The organism is Ideonella alba, assembly GCF_018069845.1.
Classification (GTDB): domain Bacteria; phylum Pseudomonadota; class Gammaproteobacteria; order Burkholderiales; family Burkholderiaceae_C; genus Ideonella; species Ideonella alba.
Map to the genome: position 1 here is coordinate 1 of NZ_JAGQDD010000008.1, position 19,806 is coordinate 19,806.

A 19,806-nucleotide genomic window follows, 5' to 3' on the forward strand; every position below is an offset into this window, starting at 1 on the left:
TTGGCATTGAGCTCGTCGATCGCCATGCGCGCGCCGTTCTCGTTGTCCTTGCCCAGGTGGGCGATGGCGCCGCTGGTGGGACCGACGTGACCGATCTTCACCACCATGTCCTGGGCATAGACGCTGCCCGCGGCCATCAGGGTGGCGATGGCGATCACATTCAGTTTGGCTTGCATGAGTAGGAACCTCCGGTTCTGGATGGAAGTGGAATGGGTCGGCCGTATCGGCAAGGGGGCCCGCTCGACCGGCGCCGCTGACGATACTCCAAATCGCCTGCGGCGCACGCCGCCCGGCATCAGGGCAAGCACGGGTCGGGCGCCCGCCTCCAACGCGGCCGGGGCCTTCCCGGATGACCGCGGCTTAGGGCCTGTTCACACTACCGGAAGGGTTGCGAAGGCCCGCCAAACCGGGCCAATCTAGACGCAGCGCGCCGCCCGCACTGATGTGCGGGCAAGCGGGGCAACGACGAGTGGCCCGGTTTGGCGGACCTTCCCGAAGGGTTGATACCCAAAAAGGCCGCATGCGGCGTTGCACATCCTCGCCGGGTATCCAACCCGGCTGCGGTGTGCGCCTTGCCTGCGGCCTTTTTGGGTATCAACGCAATCCCTTCCGGTAGTGTGAACAGGCCCTAGTCCGGGCGCGCGCCGTCCTGCGGATGATGGTGGATCGTCACGCCCAGCGCCTTGTACCGGCGCCAGCGCTGCTGGCCGGCGGCCCGGGCCTGCGTTTCAGTGGCGACGATCTCGGCCACGCGCTCGAAACCGGTCAGCGCGTCCACCTGGTCGAAGCCCAGGTTGACGGCACTGTCACAGGCCAGGTCCGGCGCCGGCTGCTCCAGCAGCCAGACCGGCGTGAGAGCGGCGTCGGCCGGCAGGGGGTCGCCCGGCCGCAGGCGCAGGTGGGGCAGGAACTCCAGCGGCGGCTCGCTCCACAGGGCCTGGTCCAGCCGGGCCAGCAGTGCGGCCGGCCCGAACACCGCGGTGCGTCCGCCCTCGCGGTGGCGCTTGCGCACCAGCCGCAGGGCCAGGGCCAGCGGCTCGTCGACCCCGGTGAAGAAACGCACCTCCACGACTGGCAGGCCCTCAGCGGCCGGCGCGCGACAGCAGGAAGTGGGTCAGCAGGCCGACCGGCCGGCCGGTCGCGCCCTTGGCCGCACCGCCCTTGTAGGCCACGCCGGCGATGTCCAGATGCGCCCACGGGGTGCTGCCCACGAAGCGGTGCAGGAACCTGGCCGCGGTGATCGAGCCGCCCGGCCGACCGCCGACGTTGGCCACGTCGGCAAAGCGGCTCTTCAGGCCTTCGGCGTACTCATCGTCCAGCGGCATGCGCCAGGCCGGATCCTGCGCGCTGCCCGAGGCCGCCAGCAGCTGCGCTGCCAGTTCGTCGTCGGATGCGAACAGGCCGGCGTGGTGGTGGCCGAGGGCGATCACGCAGGCACCGGTGAGGGTGGCCACGTCGACGATGGCGGCCGGCTTGTAGCGGGCGGCGTAGGTCAGCGCGTCGCACAGGATCAGCCGACCCTCGGCATCGGTGTTGAGGATCTCGATGGTCTGGCCGGACAGGCTGGTGACCACATCACCCGGCTTGGTGGCCCGACCGCTGGGCATGTTCTCGCAGGTGGGGATCAGCGCCACCACGTTGAGCTTGGGCTTGAGTTCGCCAATGGCGCGCATCGTGCCCAGCACGCTGGCCGCGCCGCCCATGTCGAACTTCATCTCGTCCATCTCGGGGGCGGGCTTGAGCGAGATGCCACCGGTGTCAAAGGTGATGCCCTTGCCGACCAGCACCACCGGCGCCGCCTTGGCGGGGCCCCCGCGGTACTCCATGATGATGAAGCGCGGCGGCTCGTCGGACCCGCGCGAGACCGACAGGAACGAGCCCATGCCGATCTTCTCGATCTCCTTGCGGTCCAGGACCTTGACGCTCAGGCCGTGCTCGCGGCCGATGCGGCGGGCCTCTTCGCCCAGCCAGGTGGGCGTGCAGGCATTGCCGGGCCGGTTGGCACACTCGCGTGCCACGCCCACACCAGCGGCCACGGCATGGCCGCGGCGCACGCCCGCCTTGGCCGCGGTCAGCTGCTCGCTGGATACGCACAGCTGGACCTTGAGCGGGGCGCGCAGGGACTCGGCGCTGGGCTTGGTGTGGCGATAGACGTAGAACGTGTGCTCCAGCGACAGGCACAGCATCTCGGCATGACCTTCGGTCAGCTCGATCCCCAGCGCTGCCACCGCCATTGTCTTCAGGCCACGGGTCTTCAGTGCACCCAGCGCGCCATCGATGGCCTGCCGGAAGGCCTTGACCGAGCCGTCGCGGGCCACGACCAGCAGCACGCGCCGGGCCGAGAAACCCTGGGCGCCGTGCAGGTACAGGGACTGGCCACCCTTGGCCTCGAGATCGCCGCTCTTGATCGCGGCATGGAACAGCTGTTCGGCGGCGGTACCGCGGGCGTTCACCTTGTGGGCGGCACCCAGCACCAGGACCAGCACATCGGATTCGACGCTGGCAAGGTCGGCGGTACCGACCACGGTGGCTTGCACGTTCATAATTCACCTGAGTGAGGACAAGCAGCTGATGTTATTCGATGCGACCCTGCGCCGCGAACTCTCCAGGGGATTCGGGGCAACCCTGGTGGTGCTGCTGACCATCGTGGTCACGATGTTTCTGATCCGCCTGCTCGGACTGGCGGCCAATGGCGTGGCCGATCCGGGCGATGTGGCGCTGCTGCTGGCCTATACCGTGCTGGGCCACTTGCCCACCATGCTGTCGCTGTCGCTGTTCGTCGCGGTGGTGGTGACGCTGGGCCGCATGTACCGCGACAGCGAGATGGCCATCTGGTTCGCCAGCGGCGTGGGCCTGTCGCGCTTCGTGCGGCCGGTGCTGCGCACCGCCACGCCGGTGCTGCTGGCAGTGGGCGTGGGCGTGCTGCTGGTCTGGCCCTGGAGCAACCAGCGCATTGCCGAGATGCGCGACCGCTACGAGCACCGCTCGGACATCTCGCGGGTGGCCCCCGGCAGCTTCCAGTCCTCGCGCGACGGCAGCCGGGTGTTCTTCGTCGAGCGCGAGGGCGAGTCGGCCGGCATTGGCCGCAATGTCTTCGTGCTCTCGCGCGATGGCGACCGCGAGGCGGTCACCACCGCCCGCGCCGGCCGGGTGGAACAGCAGGGCGAGCTGCGCGAACTGGTGCTGGATGCCGGCCACCGCAACGAGCGCGACCAGCGCACCGGCGCCCAGACCGTGACCTCCTTCGACAGCTACCGCATGCAGATCGATGCCGCTCGCGCCGCCGCCGCGCAGACGCTGGCGCCCAAGGCCACCGGCTCGCTGGCGCTGTGGCAGCAGGGCTCGCGGGTCGCCCAGGGCGAGCTGACCTGGCGCCTGAGCATGCTGTTCGGGGCCTGCAACCTGGCGCTGCTGGGCGTGGGCACGGCCGCCACCAACCCGCGCCGCGCCAGCAACTGGAACCTGCTGTTCGCGCTGCTGGCCTTCGTCGTGTACTACAACCTGCTCAACCTCAGCCAGGCCTGGGTCAGCACCGGCCGCGCCTCGATGCCGGTGGCACTGCTGGGGCTGCACGGCCTGGTGCTGTGCCTGGCGCTGGGACTGATCTGGTGGCGTGACCACGCCACCACCATCGGCCTGCGCCGCTCGCCACGAGGGGCCACGCCATGAAGACCGTGCGCGCCCTGCTTTACCGCGACGTCGTCTGGTCCATCGTCTTCGTGGCGGTGGCCTTCATGTCGCTGTTCTTCTTCATCGACTTCCTCGAAGAGCTCGAGCGGGTGACCCGCAAGAGCGGCACCGTCGGCCTGGCGGCGCTGTCGGCACTGTTGTCGCTGCCCTACCGTTTCTATGAGCTGGCGCCGATCACCGTGCTGATCGGCACCATCTACGCGATGGCCCGGCTCGCCCAGTCCAGCGAGTTCACCATCCTGCGCACCGGTGGCCTGGGTCCGGGGCGCGCGCTGCGGCTGCTGCTGCGCCTGGGCGCGGTGTTCGCGGTGCTGACCTTCGTGGCCGGCGATTACCTGGCCCCGCTGGGCGAGCAGCAGGCGGCGGCGCTGCGGGCACGCGTGTCCGGCGGTCAGGCGCTGGGACAGGCTGGCGCCTGGCTGAAGGAGCACCGCGAGGTGGACGGCAGCGCACTGTCGATCTCGATCAACGTGGCCTCGACCGACGCGGATGGCCTGATGCGCCAGGTGCGCATCTTCGAGCACGACGCCCAGGGCCGCCTGCAGCGCCGCCTGCAGGCCGAGCGGGCCCAGGCCCGCGACGGCCACTGGCGCCTGGAGGAGGTGGTCGACACCCACTGGCCGCCGGCCGGCGATCCCGGCAAGCCCCTGGTCGAGCGCCGCGAGCCGCAACTGGACTGGCCCACCACGCTGGACGAGCGGCTCGTCTCGGCCGCGCTGTCGCCGCTGGAGGGCATGACCACGCTGGAGCTGTGGCGCTACAGCCGTCACCTGTCCAACCAGGAACAGACGGCGCAGCGCCACGAACTGCTGTTCTGGAAGCGCCTGATGTACCCGCTGGCCTGCATCGTCATGGTGATGCTGGCCCTGCCCTTCGCCTACATGCACGCGCGGGCCGGCGGCGTCAGTCTGAAGGTCTTCGGCGGCATCATGCTGGGCGTGGCCTTCGTGCTGCTCAACAACGTGGTCGGCCACCTCGGCCGGCTCAACGACTGGACGCCCTGGCTGGCCGCGGCCGCCCCCAGCCTGCTGTTCCTGACCCTGTCGCTGACCGCCTATGGCTGGCTGGTGCGCTACCGCTGACCCCATCTCCCGGGAGTACCGATGCGTGGATTGATTCTTCTGGCCCATGGCGCCCGCGACCCCGCCTGGTCGCGCCCCTTCGTGGAACTGGCCGCGCGGGTGCGCGCCGAGCACCCCGGCCGCGAGGTGCGCAACGCCTACCTCGAGTTCGTCGCGCCCGACATGGTCGAGGCCGGCGCCGAGCTCGCGCGGGCTGGTTGCCACGCGGTCGACATCCTGCCGCTGTTCCTGGGCGCGGGCGGCCATGTGCGCAAGGACGTGCCCGCGCTGCTGCAGCGGCTGCAGGCCGACTGGCCCGCCGTGCACTGGATGCTGCACCCGGCGGTGGGCGAATCACCGCTGTTGATCGATGCGATGGCGCGCATCGCCAGCGGCCTGCACGACGCGGCAGCGCTGTCGCGCGAGGAACGCGCTTGAACCTCCAGCAACTGCGTTTCGTCCAGGAGGCGGTGCGGCGCCAGCTCAACCTCACCGAGACCGCGAAGGCCCTGCATACCTCGCAGCCGGGCATCTCGAAGGCCATCCTCGAGCTGGAAGAGGAACTGGGCATCGACATCTTCGCGCGCCACGGCAAGCGCCTGCGCCGTGTCACCGAGCCGGGCGAGCTGGTGCTGCAGTCGATCGAGGTGATCCTGCGCGAGGTGGCCAACCTGCGCCGCATCGGCGACGAGTTCTCGCTGCAGGACAGCGGCCGGCTGTCGATCGCCACCACGCACACCCAGGCGCGCTATGTGCTGCCCGAGCCGGTGGCCCAGCTGCGCCGCCGCTACCCCAAGGTGCAGGTCAGCCTGCACCAGGGCACGCCGGAGCAGGTGGCCCAGATGCTGATGGAGGATGTGGCCGACATCGGCCTGGCCACCGAGTCACTGTCCGAGGTCGACCAGCTCGTCACCCTGCCCTGCTACGAATGGCAGCACGTGCTGGTCTTCCCGGCGCAGCACCCGCTGGCTTCGATCGAGCGGCCTTCGCTGGAACAGCTGGCCGAGCACCCGCTGATCACCTACCAGGCCGCGTTCACCGGGCGCCGCCGCATCGACCTGGCCTTCGCCCAGCGCCGGCTGCGGCCCAACATCGCGCTGGAGGCGATCGACTCGGACGTGATCAAGACCTATGTGCGCTCGGGCCTGGGCGTGGGCATCGTCGCCGAGATGGCGGTGCAGGGCGACAACGCCAGCCCCGACCTGCGCAGTTGCCTGGCGGGGCACCTGTTCGGGCAGAACACCTCACGCGTGGCCTTCCGCCGCGGCGCCTACCTGCGCGGCTATGTGCTGGCCTTTGCCGAACTCCTCTCACCCCGCCTGGCCCGGCCGCTGATCCTGCGCGCCATGCAAGGCCAGGGAGACAGCTATGAACTCTGACGCCCGAACCCCGCTGCCTGTGAGCCGACTGCCGGAGGTCGGCACCACCATCTTCACCGTGATGTCGGCGCTGGCGCAGCAGCACGGCGCGGTCAACCTGGGTCAGGGCTTTCCTGACTTCGCGGGCGACCCGGCGCTGCTGGACCTGGTGACCGAGGCCATGCAGGCCGGCCTGAACCAGTACCCGCCGATGACCGGTGTGCCCGCGCTGCGCGAGGCCGTCTCGCGCAAGATCGAGCGCCAGCATGGTCGGCGCTACGACCCCGACACCGAGATCACGATCACCGCCGGGGCCACCCAGGCGCTGCTCACCGCGGTGCTGGCGCTGGTGCACCCGGGCGACGAGGTGATCGTGCTCGACCCCTGCTATGACAGCTACGTGCCCGCGATCACGCTGGCCGGCGCCCGCGCGGTGCGCGTGCCGCTGCGGGTCGACGACTTCGGCCCCGACTTCGACGCCATTGGTGCGGCCCTGAGCCCACGCACCCGGGCCATCATCATCAACACCCCGCACAACCCCAGCGGCCGCATCTGGCGCGAGGACGAGCGCGAGGCCCTGACCCGCCTGCTGGCCCCCACCGAGGTGCTGGTGATCAGCGACGAGGTCTACGAGCACATGGTGTTCGATGGCCAGGTCCACGCCAGCGCCAGCGCCAGCCCCGAGCTGGCGGCGCGCACGGTGGTGGTGTCGAGCTTCGGCAAGACCTTCCACGTCACCGGCTGGAAGGTGGGCTATGTCGCGGCACCGGCGGTGTTGATGGCCGAATTCCGCAAGGTGCACCAGTTCAACGTGTTCACGGTCAACACGCCGATGCAGCATGCGCTGGCACGCTACCTGGCCGAGCCGGCCCACTATGAAGGCCTGCCCGACTTCTACCAGCGCAAGCGCGACCTGTTCCGCGCCGGTCTGGCGGCCAGCCGCCTGGTGCTGCTGCCCTGCGAGGGCAGCTACTTCCAGTGCGTGGACTACAGCCCGGTGTCGGCGCTTGACGACGAGGCCTTCTGCCGTTGGCTGACCACCGAGGTAGGTGTGGCTGCGATCCCGCTCTCGCCCTTCTGCGCCACGCCGCCCCAGCGGCGCATCGCGCGCTTCTGCTTTGCGAAGCAGGACGCCACGCTGACGCGCGCGCTCGAGCGCCTGGCCGCGCTCTAGCGGCCCAGGGGCCGGGCCTTCAGGCCTTGGGCTCGCCGCGCCGCGGCTCGGTGGGCTGCAGTTCGAGGTTGAACGAGGTCAGGTCGTAGGCGTCGTCCCGACCCTGCGCCACGCCATCGTTGTGCGGCGCCGGGGCGCTGGCCGCGAACGCGGCGTCGTCGCCGATCGGCAGCAGCAGGTCGACATCGGCCGCGGTCACGCCTTCCTGCTGGTACAGGTCGCGCGCCAGCGAGTACAGCAGCAGCACGTCCTTGTAGGCCGGCAGGTCGAAAAGCTCCTGCAGTTCGTCGTTGCGGAACAGCATGGCCTCGAGCACGGCCATCGCATTCAGCGGCGACGACCACAGGCCCTGCAGGCGCTGCACCACCTCGGGGTACTCTTCCAGCGTGCGACCGTGCTGCGGCCCCTGGTCCCAGTCGGGCGCATAGGCGTTGAAGCGGCGGTTGAAGCGCGCGCGGATGCGCTCGTACGCGGTGCGATCGCCCTGGCGACGGTAGATCTCGAGCAGCTTGGTGTAGGGCAAGGGGCTCTGGCCGCCGGTGCCGCGCAGGTGCGACATCAGCAGATCGACCGCGGCATCCTCCTGACCCAGGGCGATGAAGAAGTCGGCCTGCTGTTCCAGGTCCAGCAGTTCCTCGACCGAGACCTCGCGCGCCGGCGACTGGCCGTCGACGATCGAGGACTGGGCATCGGCCAGCATCGGCGCTGTGAACGGCTGGGTGCGCTCGTAGGCGGCGGGGGCGGAGGCCGGCCCGTCGAAGTCGACGACGACCCGTGCGCCGGTGTGCTCGCCCTCGTCCGGTTCGGCCTGTGGCGCCGGCGCCGCGGCCACGCTGGGCGCCGCCCCGTCGCCCCACCAAGGGGTGTCGGACTTGTTGCTCTCCGGCAGCAGGGACGCGCCGGCGTCGGCCCGCTCGGTCGTGGACTGGCCCCGCTGGCGCCACAGCAGCCAGCCGACCAGACCACCGGCCAGAACCAGCAGCCCCACCAGCCAGGGCACCAGCCGGCTGCGGCCTTCGGACTCGGCCAGGCGTGCTTTCAGGCCGGTCTCGGTACGGCGGTAGGCGTTGGCCTCCTGCTTGAGGTCGGCCAGGGTCTTCTCGAGCAGGCGCAGGCGCTCGGACTCGCTGTCCAGGGCCTCGCCCGCACCGGATGCCGCCGAGGCGCTGCCCGCCGGCATGAAGACCGGGTCCTCGATGTCCATGCGCAAACGCGGTCCGCTGCCCACATCCAGCAGCAGACGCGCGACCTGGCGCTCGCCCGCTTCGGCATTGGCACGCGCCGCGGCCGCTGGGGCGGGCGCCACCTTGGGAGCCGACTTCAGGCTGGCACGGGGGGCCTCGGCACGCGGGGCCGTTGAAGCTGCGCGCTCACGCCGCACCACCGCGTCGGGGCTGCGCACCGGCCGCGAGCGCGGCGCCAGCAGGTCAGCGTCAGACGACCGCGGCCGCTCGCTCAGGCCGGCCGAGGGCAGCGCCGGCGACGACAGCGCCATCAGCGGGGGATCGAGCAAGGCGGTGAAGCGCCGCATGAAGCGGCGCTCGCAGCCGGCACTGACCGCGACCTCGACCACCGGCTCGAGCAAGGGCACGGTGGTGGTGATGCGGGCGTTCCATTCCGCCGGATTGGCCGTGGGGGTCACACTCACACGCACCTGGCTGGACACCAGGAGGCTGTCGCCCGCAGTGACTTCCGCGTGGATGCACTCGGCGTAGAGTTGTTCACCCTGGTCCAGGCGGATCGGCACCAGCAGCGACAGGGGCTGCCCCAGTACGCCGGAAGGCGTGACCCGCCCGAAACCGACCGCGTGGGCACCAAGAGGCGCCACCGAGGCCGCCAGTGCGATGACGAGCGTCGCGCGGGGGAGAGCCATGCCGTGTGTGGGGATCGCTGTAAGGGATTGTTCGGGGCACTCTAACACGAGTGGCTCTCAATCCGCGCCCCAAGCGTGGGGGTGTGGCACCGATGCAAGAATGCCGTGTCTCTTGCCTGCGGCACCGCCCTCACCCACCATGACCGCCACCGTTCTCACGCAGCTGGTCGACCGCTGCAGCGTCATCACCCTCAGCGACCCCGGCAGCCGCAACGCGCTGTCGCCCACGCTCTATGCGGCGCTGGTCGAAGCCCTGGACACCGCCGCCGCCAACCCGGAGGTGCGCAGCGTGGTGCTGACCGGTGCTGGCGGCCATTTCTGCGCCGGCGGCCACCTGCAGCGGCTGGAGCGCGCGCGCCAGGGCACCCGGGCGCAGCAGGCCGAGGCCATCGATGCGCTGCATGGACTGATCGACACCCTGCGCGCCCTGCCCAAGCCGGTGATCGCCGCGGTCGAAGGTGCGGCAGCGGGGGCGGGGTTCTCGCTGGCCCTGGCCTGCGACCTGATGGTGGCGGCCCGGGACGCGCGCTTTCTGCTGGCCTATGGCCGGGTCGGTCTGACCCCGGACGGCGGCGCCACCTGGTTCCTCGGCCGCAGTGTGCCGGCTCCATTGGTGCGCGAATGGGTCTGGCTGGCCGAGCCCATCGCCGCCGAGCGCCTGCAGCAGCACGGCCTGGTCAACCGGGTCTGCGCACCGGGATCGGCGCTGAGCGAAGCACTGGCCTTGGCCGCGCAGCTCGCCCGCATGGCCCCCAATGCGCTGGCCGGCGCCAAGGCCCTGGTGGCCGCGGCGCCGGAGAACGCGCTGCGCACGCACCTGGAGGCTGAACGCGAAGCCTTTCTGGACCAGTTGTTCCATGACAATGCGGGGGAAGGCATCGCGGCCTTCCTGCAACGCCGCGCTGCCGCATTCCACTAGGCGACGGCGGCTGGCCGCCCCGCGTTTTCACTGATCCATTGCGCGACCTGGTTTGTCGCGCCCGGGACAAGCCATGAACACCCCCGTTCTTACAATCGACGAGCGTCACAACATCGAAGCAGGTGCATGGTTCTCGTCACTCTCGCACGCGCTGCGCTCGGCCATCCTGGCCCGTGCCCACGTGCGTCGCTTGAACGACGGCGCGATGCTGGCGGCACGGGGCACACCGGCCGAGGACTGGATCGGCGTGGCCAAGGGCGCGGTGCGGGTGAGCTCGGTGTCCTTGTCGGGCAAGCAGGTCACGCTGACCTATGCCGAGCCGGGCACCTGGATCGGCGATGCCGCGCTGTTCGACGGCCTGCCGCGCACCCACGACGCCTCGGCCCATGGACCGACCACCCTGCTGATCGTGCGCAAGCCCGACTTCAAGGAGCTGCTGTCGCAGCATGTGGAGCTTTACGACGCCTTGCTGCGGCTGAACTGCCGGCGCCTGCGCCTGATGTTCAATCTGATCGAGGACCTCAACACCCGCCCGCTGGCCGCGCGCCTGGCCAAGCAGCTGCTGATCCTGGCCAAGAGCTACGGCATCTCGCAGGGCGAGGAAATCCGCATCGGCCTGCAGCTGGCGCAGGAAGACCTGGCGCAGCTGCTGGGCGCCTCGCGCCAGCGGGTCAACCAGGAGCTCAAGGAGCTCGAGCGCGAAGGTGCGCTGCGCGTGGAGCCCACGCGCCTGGTGGTGCTCTCGCGCGACAAGCTGCTGGCCGCCGCCGACCGCTGAACCACCCGGGGCTGCGTCGCCGCCTCCCCGGCGGAGACTGACCCCGATGGACCACTTCACTGGCACCCGCCCGGTGGCCGAGCGCCACCGCTTCGACACCGACGCCCTGGCGCGACACCTGCAGGCCCACCTGCCGGGCTTCGAGGGCCCGCTCGGCGTGGAGCAGTTCAAGGGCGGGCAGTCCAACCCCACCTACCTGCTGGTCACACCGCAGCGGCGCTACGTGATGCGCTCCAAGCCCGGGCCGGTGGCGAAGCTGCTGCCGTCCGCGCACGCCATCGAGCGCGAGTTCCGCGTGATGAGTGCACTGGCCGACACCCCCGTGCCGGTGGCCCGCATGCACCTGCTGTGCGAGGACGAATCCATCATCGGCCGCGCCTTCTACGTGATGGAGTACGTGCAGGGCCGCGTGCTGTGGGACCAGACGCTGCCGGGCATGACCCCTGAGCAGCGGGCCCCCATCTATGACGAGATGAACCGCGTCATCGCCGCGCTGCACACGGTGGACGTGGCCGCGGTGGGTCTGGCCGACTATGGCAAGCCCGGCAACTACTTCGAGCGCCAGATCGGTCGCTGGAGCAAGCAGTACCTGGCCTCGGTGACCGGCCCCAACCCGGCCATGGACCGCCTGCTCGAGTGGCTGCCGGCCCACATCCCGGCCGGCGCCCGTGACGAGCGCGAGATCGCCATCGTCCATGGCGACTACCGCCTCGACAACCTGATCTTCCACCCCGACGAGCCGCGCGTGATCGCCGTGCTCGACTGGGAGCTGTCCACCATCGGCCACCCGCTGGCCGACTTCAGCTACCACTGCATGGCCTGGCACATTCCGCCGGGCACCTTCCGCGGCATCGGCGACGTCGACCATGCATCGCTGGGCATCCCGCTGGAGGCCGACTATGTCCGCCGCTACTGCGAACGCACCGGTCGCAGCGATCCGCAGGCGCTGATGGCCGACTGGGACTTCTACCTCGCCTACAACCTGTTCCGCATCGCCGCCATCGCCCAGGGCATTGCCAAGCGCCACCAGGACGGCACTGCCTCCAGCGCCCAGGCCCAGGCCTATGGCGACGCCGCACCGGCACTGGCCGACCTGGCCTGGGGCTTTGCCCAACGCGCCGACGGCGGCCGCTGACCCTCTTCCCACCCCGCTTTCCGTCCCACAGGAGACACCATGGACTTCGGCTACTCGCCGCGCACGCAGCAACTCCGCGAGGCCGTGTCGGCCTTCATGGACGAGCACATCTTCCCCAACGAGGCCCGATACTGGGAAGAACTGCAGGCCAACACCCTGGCCGGCAAGCGCTGGACCCCGCTGCCGGTGATCGAGGAACTCAAGCCCAAGGCCCGCGCCGCCGGCCTGTGGAACCTGTTCCTGCCCGAGAGCGAACTGGGCGCCGGTCTGACCAACCAGGAATACGCGCCGCTGGCCGAGTTGATGGGCCGCGTGCTGTGGTCCAGTGAGGTCTTCAACTGCTCGGCCCCGGACACCGGCAACATGGAAGTGCTGGTGCGCTACGGCAGCGCCGAGCACAAGGAACGCTGGCTCAAGCCGCTGCTGGCGGGCGAGATCCGTTCGGGTTTTGCGATGACCGAGCCGGCGGTGGCCTCCAGTGACGCCACCAACATCGAGGCCCGCATCGAGCGCGACGGCGATGAGTACGTGATCAACGGCCGCAAGTGGTGGACCAGTGGTGCCGGCGACCCGCGCTGCAAGGTGCTGATCTTCATGGGCAAGACCGACCCCGAGGCGCCGCGGCACTCGCAGCAGTCGATGATCCTGGTGCCGATGGATGCGCCGGGCGTCACGCCGATCCGTCCGCTGACCGTGATGGGCTACGACGACGCGCCGCACGGCCACATGGAGATCGACTTCAGGAACGTGCGCGTGCCGGCCAGCAACATCCTGCTGGGCGAGGGCCGCGGCTTCGAAATCGCCCAGGGTCGCCTGGGCCCGGGCCGGATCCACCACTGCATGCGCCTGATCGGCCTGGCCGAGCGCGCGCTGGGCCTGATGTGCCAGCGCTCGCTGCAGCGCGTGGCCTTCGGCGAGCCGATCGCCCAGCAGACGGTCACCCAGGAACGCATCGCCGAGGCCCGCTGCATGATCGAGCAGGCCCGGCTGCTGACGCTCAAGGCCGCGTGGATGATGGACGTGGCGGGCAACAAGACCGCCAAGGCCGAGATCGCGATGATCAAGGTGGTGGCGCCGAACATGGCCTGCCAGGTCATCGACTGGGCGATGCAGGCGCACGGCGGCGCCGGCATGTGCCAGGACTTCCCGCTGGCCTTCTACTACGCCCAGGCCCGCACGCTGCGCTTTGCCGACGGTCCGGACGAAGTGCACCGCAACGCGATCGCCAAGATCGAGCTGGGCAAGCACGCGGCCCGCTGAGGTCGCCCGGCCCGCGCTCGCGGGTCACGGCGGTGAATGGCGGATCAGGGCGGGTCGCCGGCCGGTGGCCCATCGGCAAAGCTGTCCAGGCAGTGCCGGGCGTCGCCCAGCGCCTGCTCGAACAGGGCCACCAGTTCGGCCAGCACCACCGGCTCGGCCTGGGCCAGTCCGGCGCGCAGCGTCAGCACCGACTGCTGCAGCGTGACCACCAGCGGCATGGTCGCGTCGCGCTGCATCGCCTGCGCCAGGAGCTCACCGGTGGGGCCGGACAGCCAGGCTCTCAGGAACACATCGACATTGCCGGCCGCGCCGAGCGCGTCCCGCAAGGGTCCCAGCTCGGCACTGCCCAGGCGGGTGGACACCGCCAGCCAGCGCACTTCCTCCGGCAGGGCTTCGTCCAGGTGGGTGCGCACCGAGCCGGTGAAGGACTGGTACAGCTCGGCCTCCAGCGCCGCCTGCAGTGCGCGCGGCAGCACCACCGCATGGGCCTCGGGCTCGATATCCAGGGTGGCGCGCAGCCGCATCTCCTGCGGCCCCAGGTAGGCCCGGTGTGACGGTCCCCACTCCAGCCGCCAGTCGGCCGACTCGATGACGAAGCCGTCCTGCGTGCGCGCCGGCTTGAACTGCCAGCCGCGCAGCTGCGCCCAGGCCTCCAGTGCCGCCAGATCGGTCGGGCCCGCAGCCGGGCGCTTTCGCTTGATCCAGTCGAACATCACTGGGTTAGAGTGCCGGGGACACTGCCAAGGAGCACGGAGATGATCGAAGTGTATTCGTGGGCCACGCCCAACGGTCACAAGGTGCACATCATGCTCGAGGAATGCGGCCTGCCCTACCGCGTGCATGCGGTGGACATCGGCGCCGGCGAGCAGTTCGATCCCGCCTTCCTGGCCATCAGTCCGAACAACAAGATCCCGGCCATCATCGACCCGGACGGTCCCGACGGCGAGCCGATCTCGCTGTTCGAGTCCGGTGCGATCCTGCTGTACCTGGCCGGCAAGACCGGCCGCTTCCTGCCGGCCAGCACCCGCGGCAAGTACGAGGTGCTGCAGTGGCTGATGTTCCAGATGGGCGGCGTCGGGCCGATGCTGGGCCAGGCGCACCACTTCCGCATCTATGCCCCCGAGAAGATCGGCTATGCGGTCGATCGCTACACCAACGAGGCGCGGCGGCTCTACAAGGTCATGAATGCCCGGCTGGCGCGTTCCACCTACCTGGGCGGCACCGACTACAGCATTGCCGACATCGCGGTCTACCCCTGGCTGCGCTCCTGGAAGAACCAGGGCATCGACTGGGCCGATTACCCGCACCTCAAGGGCTGGTTCGACGAGATCGGCAAACGGCCCGCGGTGCAGCGAGGCTGCGAGGTCCTGGCCGACCGCCGCAAGCCGATCACCAATGACGAGCGCGCCCGCGAGGTGCTGTTCGGCGACCGCCAGCGCGAACAGCGCTGAGACGCGCCACTAGAATCCCGGCCGTCACTGCCCGTAGCTCAACTGGATAGAGCAGCTGCCTTCTAAGCAGCAGGTCGGGGGTTCGAGTCCCTCCGGGCAGGCCAGCCCCCTCTGAACCCGGCAACTGGACCGCCGCAGCCCTGCTGCTCCGGCGATCCCGCTGGCGCCGCCAGCGTCAGACTCACCGGTCACAGGGCCGCATGGTGCGGCCGCGTGCCCGCGAGGACCCCAAGGTGCAACAGGCTGCCCGGCTGACGATCGATCCCACCCCTTCCGCAGCGGTGCTGCCCATGCCGACCGGTCTGCTGGCCCTGGGCGGCCGGCTGTTCCAGCCGCTGGGCTTCAAGCTGCGCGCGCTGCTGGTGGCGCTGCTGATCCTGGTGCCGCTGCTCGGTCTGCTGGCCTGGCAGGCACGCAGCGAATACCTGCTGGACCTGGCCGGCCGCGAAACGGCGCTGGCCGACCATGTGCGCGCCGTCCGCGGCGTGCTGGACTGGGCCCACGCACAGGAGAAGGCCGGCACGCTCAGCCGCGTCCAGGCGCAGGCCCTGGCGCGGCAACTGGTGGCCGGCATGCGCTACGGCGACAACGACTACTTCTGGATCAACGACATGGACGCGGTGATGGTGATGCACCCCACCAAGCCCGAGCTCGATGGCAAGGACATGTCGACCTTCAAGGACCCGAAAGGCCTGGCCGTGTTCGTCCGCTTTGTCGAGGTGGTGCGGCAACGGCAGGCCGGCCTGGTGGCCTACCAGTGGCCCAAACCCGGCGCCGCCGAGCCGCAGGACAAGCTGTCCTATGTGGCTGGCTTCCAGCCCTGGGGCTGGGTGATCGGTACCGGGGTCTATGTCGACGACGTGCTGAACGCCGCGCGGCTGCGCTGGCAGCGCATGGCCTGGATCGTCGGTGGCGTGCTGCTGCTGGCGCTCGGCGCCTTCGGCAGCTTCTACGTGGCCACCGCGGGCGGCCTGCAGGCCGCCGTCTCGGCGGCGCAGGCGGTGGGTGCCGGTCGCCTGGACCAGGCGATCCCGGTCCTCGCCGGGGCCAGCGAAGAGGCCCGGCTGCTGCAGGCCTTGCGGCAGATGCAGGGGGACCTGCGCGATCGCATCACCCGCGAGTCCGCCATCGCTGCCGACAACCTGCGCGTGCGCCAGGCGCTGGACAGCAGTGCCACCGCCGCCCTGATCGCCGATGCCACCCACCAGGTGGTCTACGCCAATCAGGCCATGCGCGCACTGGCCACCCGCCATGCCACGGCCTGCGCCAGCCATGCGCCCACGCTGGCCACCTTGGCCCAGGGCCAAGGTGATCTGGCCACGCTTCAGGGCCCGCTGCTGGGCGGCGGCCGGCTGGACGACCTGGCGCGCGCCAGCAACCGCCTGCTGGACTGGGGCCCGGCACAGCTGCTGGCCAAGACCAGCCCGATCATCGATGCCGCCGGACGGCGCTGCGGCACCGTGGTGGAGTGGCTGGACCGCAGTGACGAGGTGCGCGCCGAGCGCCGCCTGACCGAGGTGGTCGAAGCCGCGGCGGCCGGTGACATCAGCGTGCGTCTGGACACCGCCTCCGGAGCCGGCTTCACGGCCACGCTCTCGGGCCTGTTCAATCGCCTGCTCGACACCCTCTCGGGCACGATCTCCGAGGTGATCGACGCCTCCGAGCAGTTGCAGCAGTCGTCGATGCAGGTGGCCTCCACCGCCCAGTCGCTGGCCCAGACGGCCGCCGAGCAGGCGGCCAGCCTGGAGCAGACCACGGCCGCGCTGCAGGACATGACGCAGTCGATCCGCGGCAATTCCGACCGCGCTGGCACGGCCGAGGAGGTGGCCTCGCGCGCCGCCCAGGACGCCTCGATCGGTGGCGACGCCGCCGCACGCACCGCGCAGGCCATGCGCGTGATCGCCGGCAAGGTGGCCATCATCGACGACATCGCCTACCAGACCAACCTGCTGGCGCTGAACGCGGCGATCGAAGCCGCCCGTGCGGGCGAGCTGGGCAAGGGCTTTGCCGTCGTGGCCGCCGAAGTGCGCAAGCTGGCCGAGCGCAGCCAGTCCTCGGCGCAGGAGATCGGTCAGATGGCCAAGGCATCGGTCGACACGGCCGAGCAGGCCGGCGCGCTGCTGCAGCAGATGCAGCCGACGATCGGCGCCACCACCGAGCAGGTGCATGCGATTGCCCAGGCCAGCGCCGACCAGGCCCAGGCCGTGGCGCAGATCACCGGCACGATGGACCACCTCAACCAGGTGACCCAGCACAACGCCGCAGCCGCCGAGGAACTCTCGGCCACCTCGGAGCAGATGCTCTCGCAGGCCGAGGCGCTGCAGGCCCTGATGGCCCGCTTCACGGTCTGAGACGTCAGGCACCCGCGTGGCGGGTTGGTCGGGGCGAGAGGATTCGAACCTCCGACCCTCTGCTCCCAAAGCAGATGCGCTACCAGACTGCGCTACGCCCCGACGAAGCTGCGCATTGTAGCCGTGCAGCCGCGCGTTTCAGGGGCGCGCAGGCAGCACCACGATGCCGTCCTCGTCGGCCACCAAGTATTCACCAGGCCGGATCAGCAGGCCGTCGATCTGCACCGGCACATCGCGCAGGCCCTGGTCCTTGCGATCGGTCGGCATCGGCGTCAGCGCCAGCGCCGCCACCCCCACCGGGGCGGCCGCCAATTCGGCCTTGTCGCGCACCGCGCCCCAGACCACCACACCTGCCCAGCCGTTCTTCGCCGCCGCCTCGGCCAGCAGGCCGCCCACCATCGAGCGGCGCACCGTGCCGCCGGCGTCGACCAGCAGCACACGCCCATCTCCGGGCGTGTTCACCGCCTCCTTGACGCGGGAGTTGTCGTCCAGGCACTGCACGGTGCTGACCAGGCCGGCAAACCGCGTGCGCCCGCCATAGTGGTGGAAGACGGGCGGCAGCACACGCAGCGCGCCGCTGCTGTCGGACTTGTGCGCATCGCACAGGTCGCAGGTCGAGGGGATGGCGTCGGCATTCATGGGAGCCGATTCTGCCGCGCCTGGCCAACGCCAGGCTGTCGCCTCAGCCGCTCAGGTGGCCAGCGCAGCGCGCCGCCGCGCCACGCCCGCACCCACCAGCCAGGCCGAGCCCACGCCGCACAGCAGCGCCAGACCGGCCCCCCAGAACACGGCCGAGGGATGCTGGTGGTCCATCAACGCACCGAAGGCCGGCGCCGCCAGCGCGAAGCCGATGTCCAGGCCCGAGTACACCGTTCCGTAGACACGCCCGGTGGCGCCAGGGGGCGCCGCACGCTTGATCAGCATGTCGCGCGAGGGCCCCGCCAGGCCGGTACCCAGGCCGGCCGAGGCAGCCACCACCATGGCCAGCGGCCCCGGCAGCAACCCGCTGGCCACCAGGAACAGCACGCCGGCCGAGGCCATCAGGCACAGCGCGATCAGGCGCTCCAGGCGCTCGGCCTTGCCCACCAGGAAACCGCCCATCACCATGCCCGCCGCCCCGAAGAGCATGAAGCCGGTGACGATGAACGAGGTCAGCTCCAGCGACAGGCCGTAGAGCTGCTGCAAAGCCGGACTGGCGAAGCTCTGGATCGCGCTGAGCGCGCAGGTGGTCCAGAAGAAGAAGCTGAAGCACAACCAGACCGACGGCAGTCGCAGGAAGGCCAGCGGATGCTCGCCCGGCACCGCCGTCGCCGCCTGCTTGCTGGCCGAGGCCAGGCCCGCGGCACGGTCGTCGATCGCGGCGCGCTGCCACCACAGCACCACCAGCACCAGCAGCGCCCAGACGCTGGCGCCGGCCGTGGCCACCCGCCACGAGCCGCTCAGCGCTGTCAGACCGGTCAGGAACACCGGCGCCGCCGCCCAGCCCAGGTTGCCGGTGATGCCATGCACCGAGAAGGCATGGCCCAGGTTCTTGGGCGACACCCGCTTGTTCAGGATGGTGAAGTCGGCCGGATGGAAAGGCGCGTTGCCCAGACCCGCCAGCATGGCCGCCAGCATCAGGCCCGCGTAACCGGGCGCCAGCGCGGCGGCCACACCGGCTGAGGCAAAGCACAGCATCGCCAGCATCAGCACCGGCCGGGCACCGACGCGGTCGACCACGAAGCCGGCCAGCGCCTGGCCCACGCCCGAGATGACGAAGAAGGTGGAGACCAGCAGGCCCAGTTCGGCGTAGCTCAGGCCGAAGTCCCGGATGAACAGCGGGAACAGCGGCGGCAGCAACAGATGAAAGAAGTGTGAGGTTCCGTGAGCCAGCCCCACCAGTCCGATGGTGGTGGCGTCGTCGCGCAGCCGGGCCGGGGCAGCGGCAGTCGTGGAGGTGTCGGACATCGTGCCGGCATCTTAGCGATCCGCACCGGCACACGGTGACACAACCGGAGACAGCCGAGCGCGGGACGGGGCCTATCGTCGGGGCATGTCCACGCCGTACCTTGTCGAACGAACCGACCGTCCGCCGCTGTCGCTGCGCATCGTGCCCGACCTGCCAGTGCGCCATGCCGGCACGCTGGAGCTGGTGGACAGCGAATTCATGGCCACCGCCCTGGATTCACGCTGGCAGTCCGCCGGCCCGCTGCCCGACGACCGTCAGGACCTGCTGTTGCTGGACCCTGCGCTGCGCTGGGCCCCCTCCATCATGCAGGCGCTGGCGGAAACCACTGGCGCCCCACTCGCCCGGGTGCGTGTGCTGTCGCCGGTGGCCCTGCGCGAGGTGGCCGTCATCGACGAGATCCGCCTGCCGCGCGAGGACGGCCTGCCCTGCATCGTGCGCCACCTGCACACCCGGCGGCTGGACCCCGACAGGCACTCGCCGGCCATGACCCGGGTCTGGCGCCGCACCCGCCTGGCGGTGATGCTGGCCGACGCGCAGCAGGATGCCGAGGCCACGCGCTGGCTGCTGATGGTGGCGGCGCAGGTACGCCGCCTGGGTGACGAAGGCCCGCCATGGACCATTCTGGGGCCGTCCTCGGTGCGTGACGTGGCCAGCCACCTGGCCGACAGTCCCGAATGGATGCAACGGCTGCGCTTCGAGCCACCCCCGGCCCGCCACAGTGTGTCGGAAGCCTGGAATGCGGTGTTCAAGGCCTGGCAGCAGACGCGCTAGCGGTACCATTGAGGGCTGTTTCCGCCGGGCGGCGCGC

18 protein-coding genes, 2 tRNA genes and 1 pseudogene are annotated in these 19,806 nt (G+C 70.4%); 13 read left to right on the plus strand and 8 right to left on the minus strand.

The annotated features are described in order from the left end of the window. From KAK03_RS24975 to KAK03_RS12245, 3 genes and pseudogenes are all read right to left on the minus strand, one after another. Nucleotides 1-176 (minus strand): annotated as a pseudogene (locus KAK03_RS24975) (branched-chain amino acid ABC transporter substrate-binding protein); the annotation flags it as partial. 452 nt (nucleotides 177-628) lie between these two features. Beyond that, entirely contained in the window at nucleotides 629-1,063 is a 435-nt protein-coding gene (locus KAK03_RS12240; protein WP_210854245.1) for a DNA polymerase III subunit chi, read from the minus strand. A 19-nt stretch (nucleotides 1,064-1,082) separates the two neighbouring features. Beyond that, on the minus strand, nucleotides 1,083-2,543 hold the full coding sequence (locus tag KAK03_RS12245; RefSeq protein WP_210854246.1) for a leucyl aminopeptidase: 1,461 nt from the start codon (nucleotides 2,541-2,543) through the stop codon (nucleotides 1,083-1,085). Between the two features lie 28 nt (nucleotides 2,544-2,571). Here KAK03_RS12245 and lptF point away from each other — a divergent pair, with 28 nt between their 5' ends. The 5 genes from lptF to KAK03_RS12270 are packed head-to-tail and all read left to right on the plus strand — an operon-like array spanning nucleotide 2,572 to nucleotide 7,283. Continuing rightward, nucleotides 2,572-3,669: an LPS export ABC transporter permease LptF gene (lptF, locus tag KAK03_RS12250; protein WP_210854247.1), complete on the plus strand. Its 1,098-nt coding sequence runs from the start codon at nucleotides 2,572-2,574 to the stop codon at nucleotides 3,667-3,669. Further along, nucleotides 3,666-4,772 carry an LPS export ABC transporter permease LptG gene (gene lptG, locus KAK03_RS12255; RefSeq protein WP_210854248.1) on the plus strand — a complete coding sequence of 369 codons (1,107 nt, stop codon included), beginning with the start codon at nucleotides 3,666-3,668 and terminating at the stop codon, nucleotides 4,770-4,772. The genes lptF and lptG overlap by 4 nt, the downstream gene beginning before the upstream one ends. Nucleotides 4,773-4,793: 21 nt before the next feature. Further along, nucleotides 4,794-5,189, plus strand: a complete 396-nt coding sequence (locus KAK03_RS12260) for a sirohydrochlorin chelatase (protein WP_210854249.1) — start codon at nucleotides 4,794-4,796, stop codon at nucleotides 5,187-5,189. Further along, nucleotides 5,186-6,130: a CysB family HTH-type transcriptional regulator gene (locus KAK03_RS12265; RefSeq protein ID WP_210854250.1), complete on the plus strand. Its 945-nt coding sequence runs from the start codon at nucleotides 5,186-5,188 to the stop codon at nucleotides 6,128-6,130. Before KAK03_RS12260 ends, KAK03_RS12265 begins: the two co-directional genes overlap by 4 nt. Continuing rightward, the gene (locus KAK03_RS12270) at nucleotides 6,120-7,283 is read left to right on the plus strand and encodes a pyridoxal phosphate-dependent aminotransferase (protein WP_210854251.1); all 1,164 of its coding nucleotides are present in this window, start codon (nucleotides 6,120-6,122) and stop codon (nucleotides 7,281-7,283) included. The genes KAK03_RS12265 and KAK03_RS12270 overlap by 11 nt, the downstream gene beginning before the upstream one ends. Nucleotides 7,284-7,302: 19 nt before the next feature. On the opposite strand, the gene KAK03_RS12275 is transcribed toward KAK03_RS12270, so the two are convergent. Then, nucleotides 7,303-9,156: a type IV pilus assembly protein FimV gene (locus tag KAK03_RS12275; RefSeq protein WP_210854252.1), complete on the minus strand. Its 1,854-nt coding sequence runs from the start codon at nucleotides 9,154-9,156 to the stop codon at nucleotides 7,303-7,305. A 139-nt stretch (nucleotides 9,157-9,295) separates the two neighbouring features. Here KAK03_RS12275 and KAK03_RS12280 point away from each other — a divergent pair, with 139 nt between their 5' ends. The 4 genes from KAK03_RS12280 (at nucleotide 9,296) to KAK03_RS12295 (ending at nucleotide 13,248) form a co-directional block, all read left to right on the plus strand. Continuing rightward, nucleotides 9,296-10,075 (plus strand): oxepin-CoA hydrolase, alternative type, encoded by a 780-nt coding sequence (locus tag KAK03_RS12280; protein ID WP_210854253.1) that lies wholly within the window; start codon nucleotides 9,296-9,298, stop codon nucleotides 10,073-10,075. Between the two features lie 73 nt (nucleotides 10,076-10,148). Further along, a complete protein-coding gene (locus KAK03_RS12285; protein ID WP_210854254.1) occupies nucleotides 10,149-10,853 on the plus strand; it encodes a Crp/Fnr family transcriptional regulator in 705 nt (234 codons plus the stop codon). Between the two features lie 46 nt (nucleotides 10,854-10,899). Next, entirely contained in the window at nucleotides 10,900-11,988 is a 1,089-nt protein-coding gene (locus KAK03_RS12290) for a phosphotransferase (RefSeq protein ID WP_375140982.1), read from the plus strand. A gap of 39 nt (nucleotides 11,989-12,027) precedes the next feature. Then, a complete protein-coding gene (locus KAK03_RS12295; protein WP_210854255.1) occupies nucleotides 12,028-13,248 on the plus strand; it encodes an acyl-CoA dehydrogenase family protein in 1,221 nt (406 codons plus the stop codon). A 44-nt stretch (nucleotides 13,249-13,292) separates the two neighbouring features. Here the strand turns inward: KAK03_RS12295 and KAK03_RS12300 are convergent, their stop codons facing one another. Further along, complete coding sequence (locus KAK03_RS12300) at nucleotides 13,293-13,961, minus strand: hypothetical protein (protein ID WP_210854256.1); 669 nt, start codon at nucleotides 13,959-13,961, stop codon at nucleotides 13,293-13,295. Between the two features lie 42 nt (nucleotides 13,962-14,003). On the opposite strand from KAK03_RS12300, the gene KAK03_RS12305 reads away from it, so the two are divergent. The 3 genes from KAK03_RS12305 to KAK03_RS12315 all read left to right on the plus strand — a co-directional run bounded on the left by KAK03_RS12305 (nucleotide 14,004) and on the right by KAK03_RS12315 (nucleotide 17,050). Beyond that, a complete protein-coding gene (locus KAK03_RS12305) occupies nucleotides 14,004-14,699 on the plus strand; it encodes a glutathione S-transferase N-terminal domain-containing protein (protein WP_210854257.1) in 696 nt (231 codons plus the stop codon). A 27-nt stretch (nucleotides 14,700-14,726) separates the two neighbouring features. Continuing rightward, nucleotides 14,727-14,803 (plus strand) — tRNA-Arg (locus tag KAK03_RS12310). Between the two features lie 96 nt (nucleotides 14,804-14,899). Further along, complete coding sequence (locus KAK03_RS12315; RefSeq protein ID WP_210854258.1) at nucleotides 14,900-17,050, plus strand: methyl-accepting chemotaxis protein; 2,151 nt, start codon at nucleotides 14,900-14,902, stop codon at nucleotides 17,048-17,050. Nucleotides 17,051-17,075: 25 nt separating this feature from the next. Here the strand turns inward: KAK03_RS12315 and KAK03_RS12320 are convergent. From KAK03_RS12320 to KAK03_RS12330, 3 genes are all read right to left on the minus strand, one after another. After that, nucleotides 17,076-17,152 (minus strand) — tRNA-Pro (locus KAK03_RS12320). 36 nt (nucleotides 17,153-17,188) lie between these two features. Next, nucleotides 17,189-17,689, minus strand: coding sequence for a ribonuclease E activity regulator RraA (gene rraA / locus KAK03_RS12325; RefSeq protein ID WP_210854259.1), 501 nt, complete (start codon nucleotides 17,687-17,689; stop codon nucleotides 17,189-17,191). Between the two features lie 51 nt (nucleotides 17,690-17,740). Then, nucleotides 17,741-18,997, minus strand: a complete 1,257-nt coding sequence (locus tag KAK03_RS12330; protein WP_210854260.1) for an MFS transporter — start codon at nucleotides 18,995-18,997, stop codon at nucleotides 17,741-17,743. 85 nt (nucleotides 18,998-19,082) lie between these two features. On the opposite strand from KAK03_RS12330, the gene KAK03_RS12335 reads away from it, so the two are divergent. Next, nucleotides 19,083-19,769, plus strand: coding sequence for a hypothetical protein (locus KAK03_RS12335; protein ID WP_210854261.1), 687 nt, complete (start codon nucleotides 19,083-19,085; stop codon nucleotides 19,767-19,769). Nucleotides 19,770-19,806: the final 37 nt, after the last annotated feature.

Bases quoted from the DNA above. Each gene is read 5' to 3' on its own strand.
- KAK03_RS12305 (WP_210854257.1), top strand. From the start codon at position 14,004: ATGATCGAAGTGTATTCGTGGGCCACGCCCAACGGTCACAAGGTGCAC.
- KAK03_RS12285 (WP_210854254.1), top strand. From the start codon at position 10,149: ATGAACACCCCCGTTCTTACAATCGACGAGCGTCACAACATCGAAGCA.
- KAK03_RS12260 (WP_210854249.1), top strand. From the start codon at position 4,794: ATGCGTGGATTGATTCTTCTGGCCCATGGCGCCCGCGACCCCGCCTGG.
- KAK03_RS12280 (WP_210854253.1), top strand. From the start codon at position 9,296: ATGACCGCCACCGTTCTCACGCAGCTGGTCGACCGCTGCAGCGTCATC.
- rraA (WP_210854259.1), bottom strand. From the start codon at position 17,689: ATGAATGCCGACGCCATCCCCTCGACCTGCGACCTGTGCGATGCGCAC.
- KAK03_RS12330 (WP_210854260.1), bottom strand. From the start codon at position 18,997: ATGTCCGACACCTCCACGACTGCCGCTGCCCCGGCCCGGCTGCGCGAC.
- KAK03_RS12275 (WP_210854252.1), bottom strand. From the start codon at position 9,156: ATGGCTCTCCCCCGCGCGACGCTCGTCATCGCACTGGCGGCCTCGGTG.
- KAK03_RS12300 (WP_210854256.1), bottom strand. From the start codon at position 13,961: ATGTTCGACTGGATCAAGCGAAAGCGCCCGGCTGCGGGCCCGACCGAT.
- lptF (WP_210854247.1), top strand. From the start codon at position 2,572: ATGTTATTCGATGCGACCCTGCGCCGCGAACTCTCCAGGGGATTCGGG.
- lptG (WP_210854248.1), top strand. From the start codon at position 3,666: ATGAAGACCGTGCGCGCCCTGCTTTACCGCGACGTCGTCTGGTCCATC.
- KAK03_RS12290 (WP_375140982.1), top strand. From the start codon at position 10,900: ATGGACCACTTCACTGGCACCCGCCCGGTGGCCGAGCGCCACCGCTTC.
- KAK03_RS12270 (WP_210854251.1), top strand. From the start codon at position 6,120: ATGAACTCTGACGCCCGAACCCCGCTGCCTGTGAGCCGACTGCCGGAG.
- KAK03_RS12335 (WP_210854261.1), top strand. From the start codon at position 19,083: ATGTCCACGCCGTACCTTGTCGAACGAACCGACCGTCCGCCGCTGTCG.
- KAK03_RS12245 (WP_210854246.1), bottom strand. From the start codon at position 2,543: ATGAACGTGCAAGCCACCGTGGTCGGTACCGCCGACCTTGCCAGCGTC.
- KAK03_RS12315 (WP_210854258.1), top strand. From the start codon at position 14,900: ATGGTGCGGCCGCGTGCCCGCGAGGACCCCAAGGTGCAACAGGCTGCC.
- KAK03_RS12295 (WP_210854255.1), top strand. From the start codon at position 12,028: ATGGACTTCGGCTACTCGCCGCGCACGCAGCAACTCCGCGAGGCCGTG.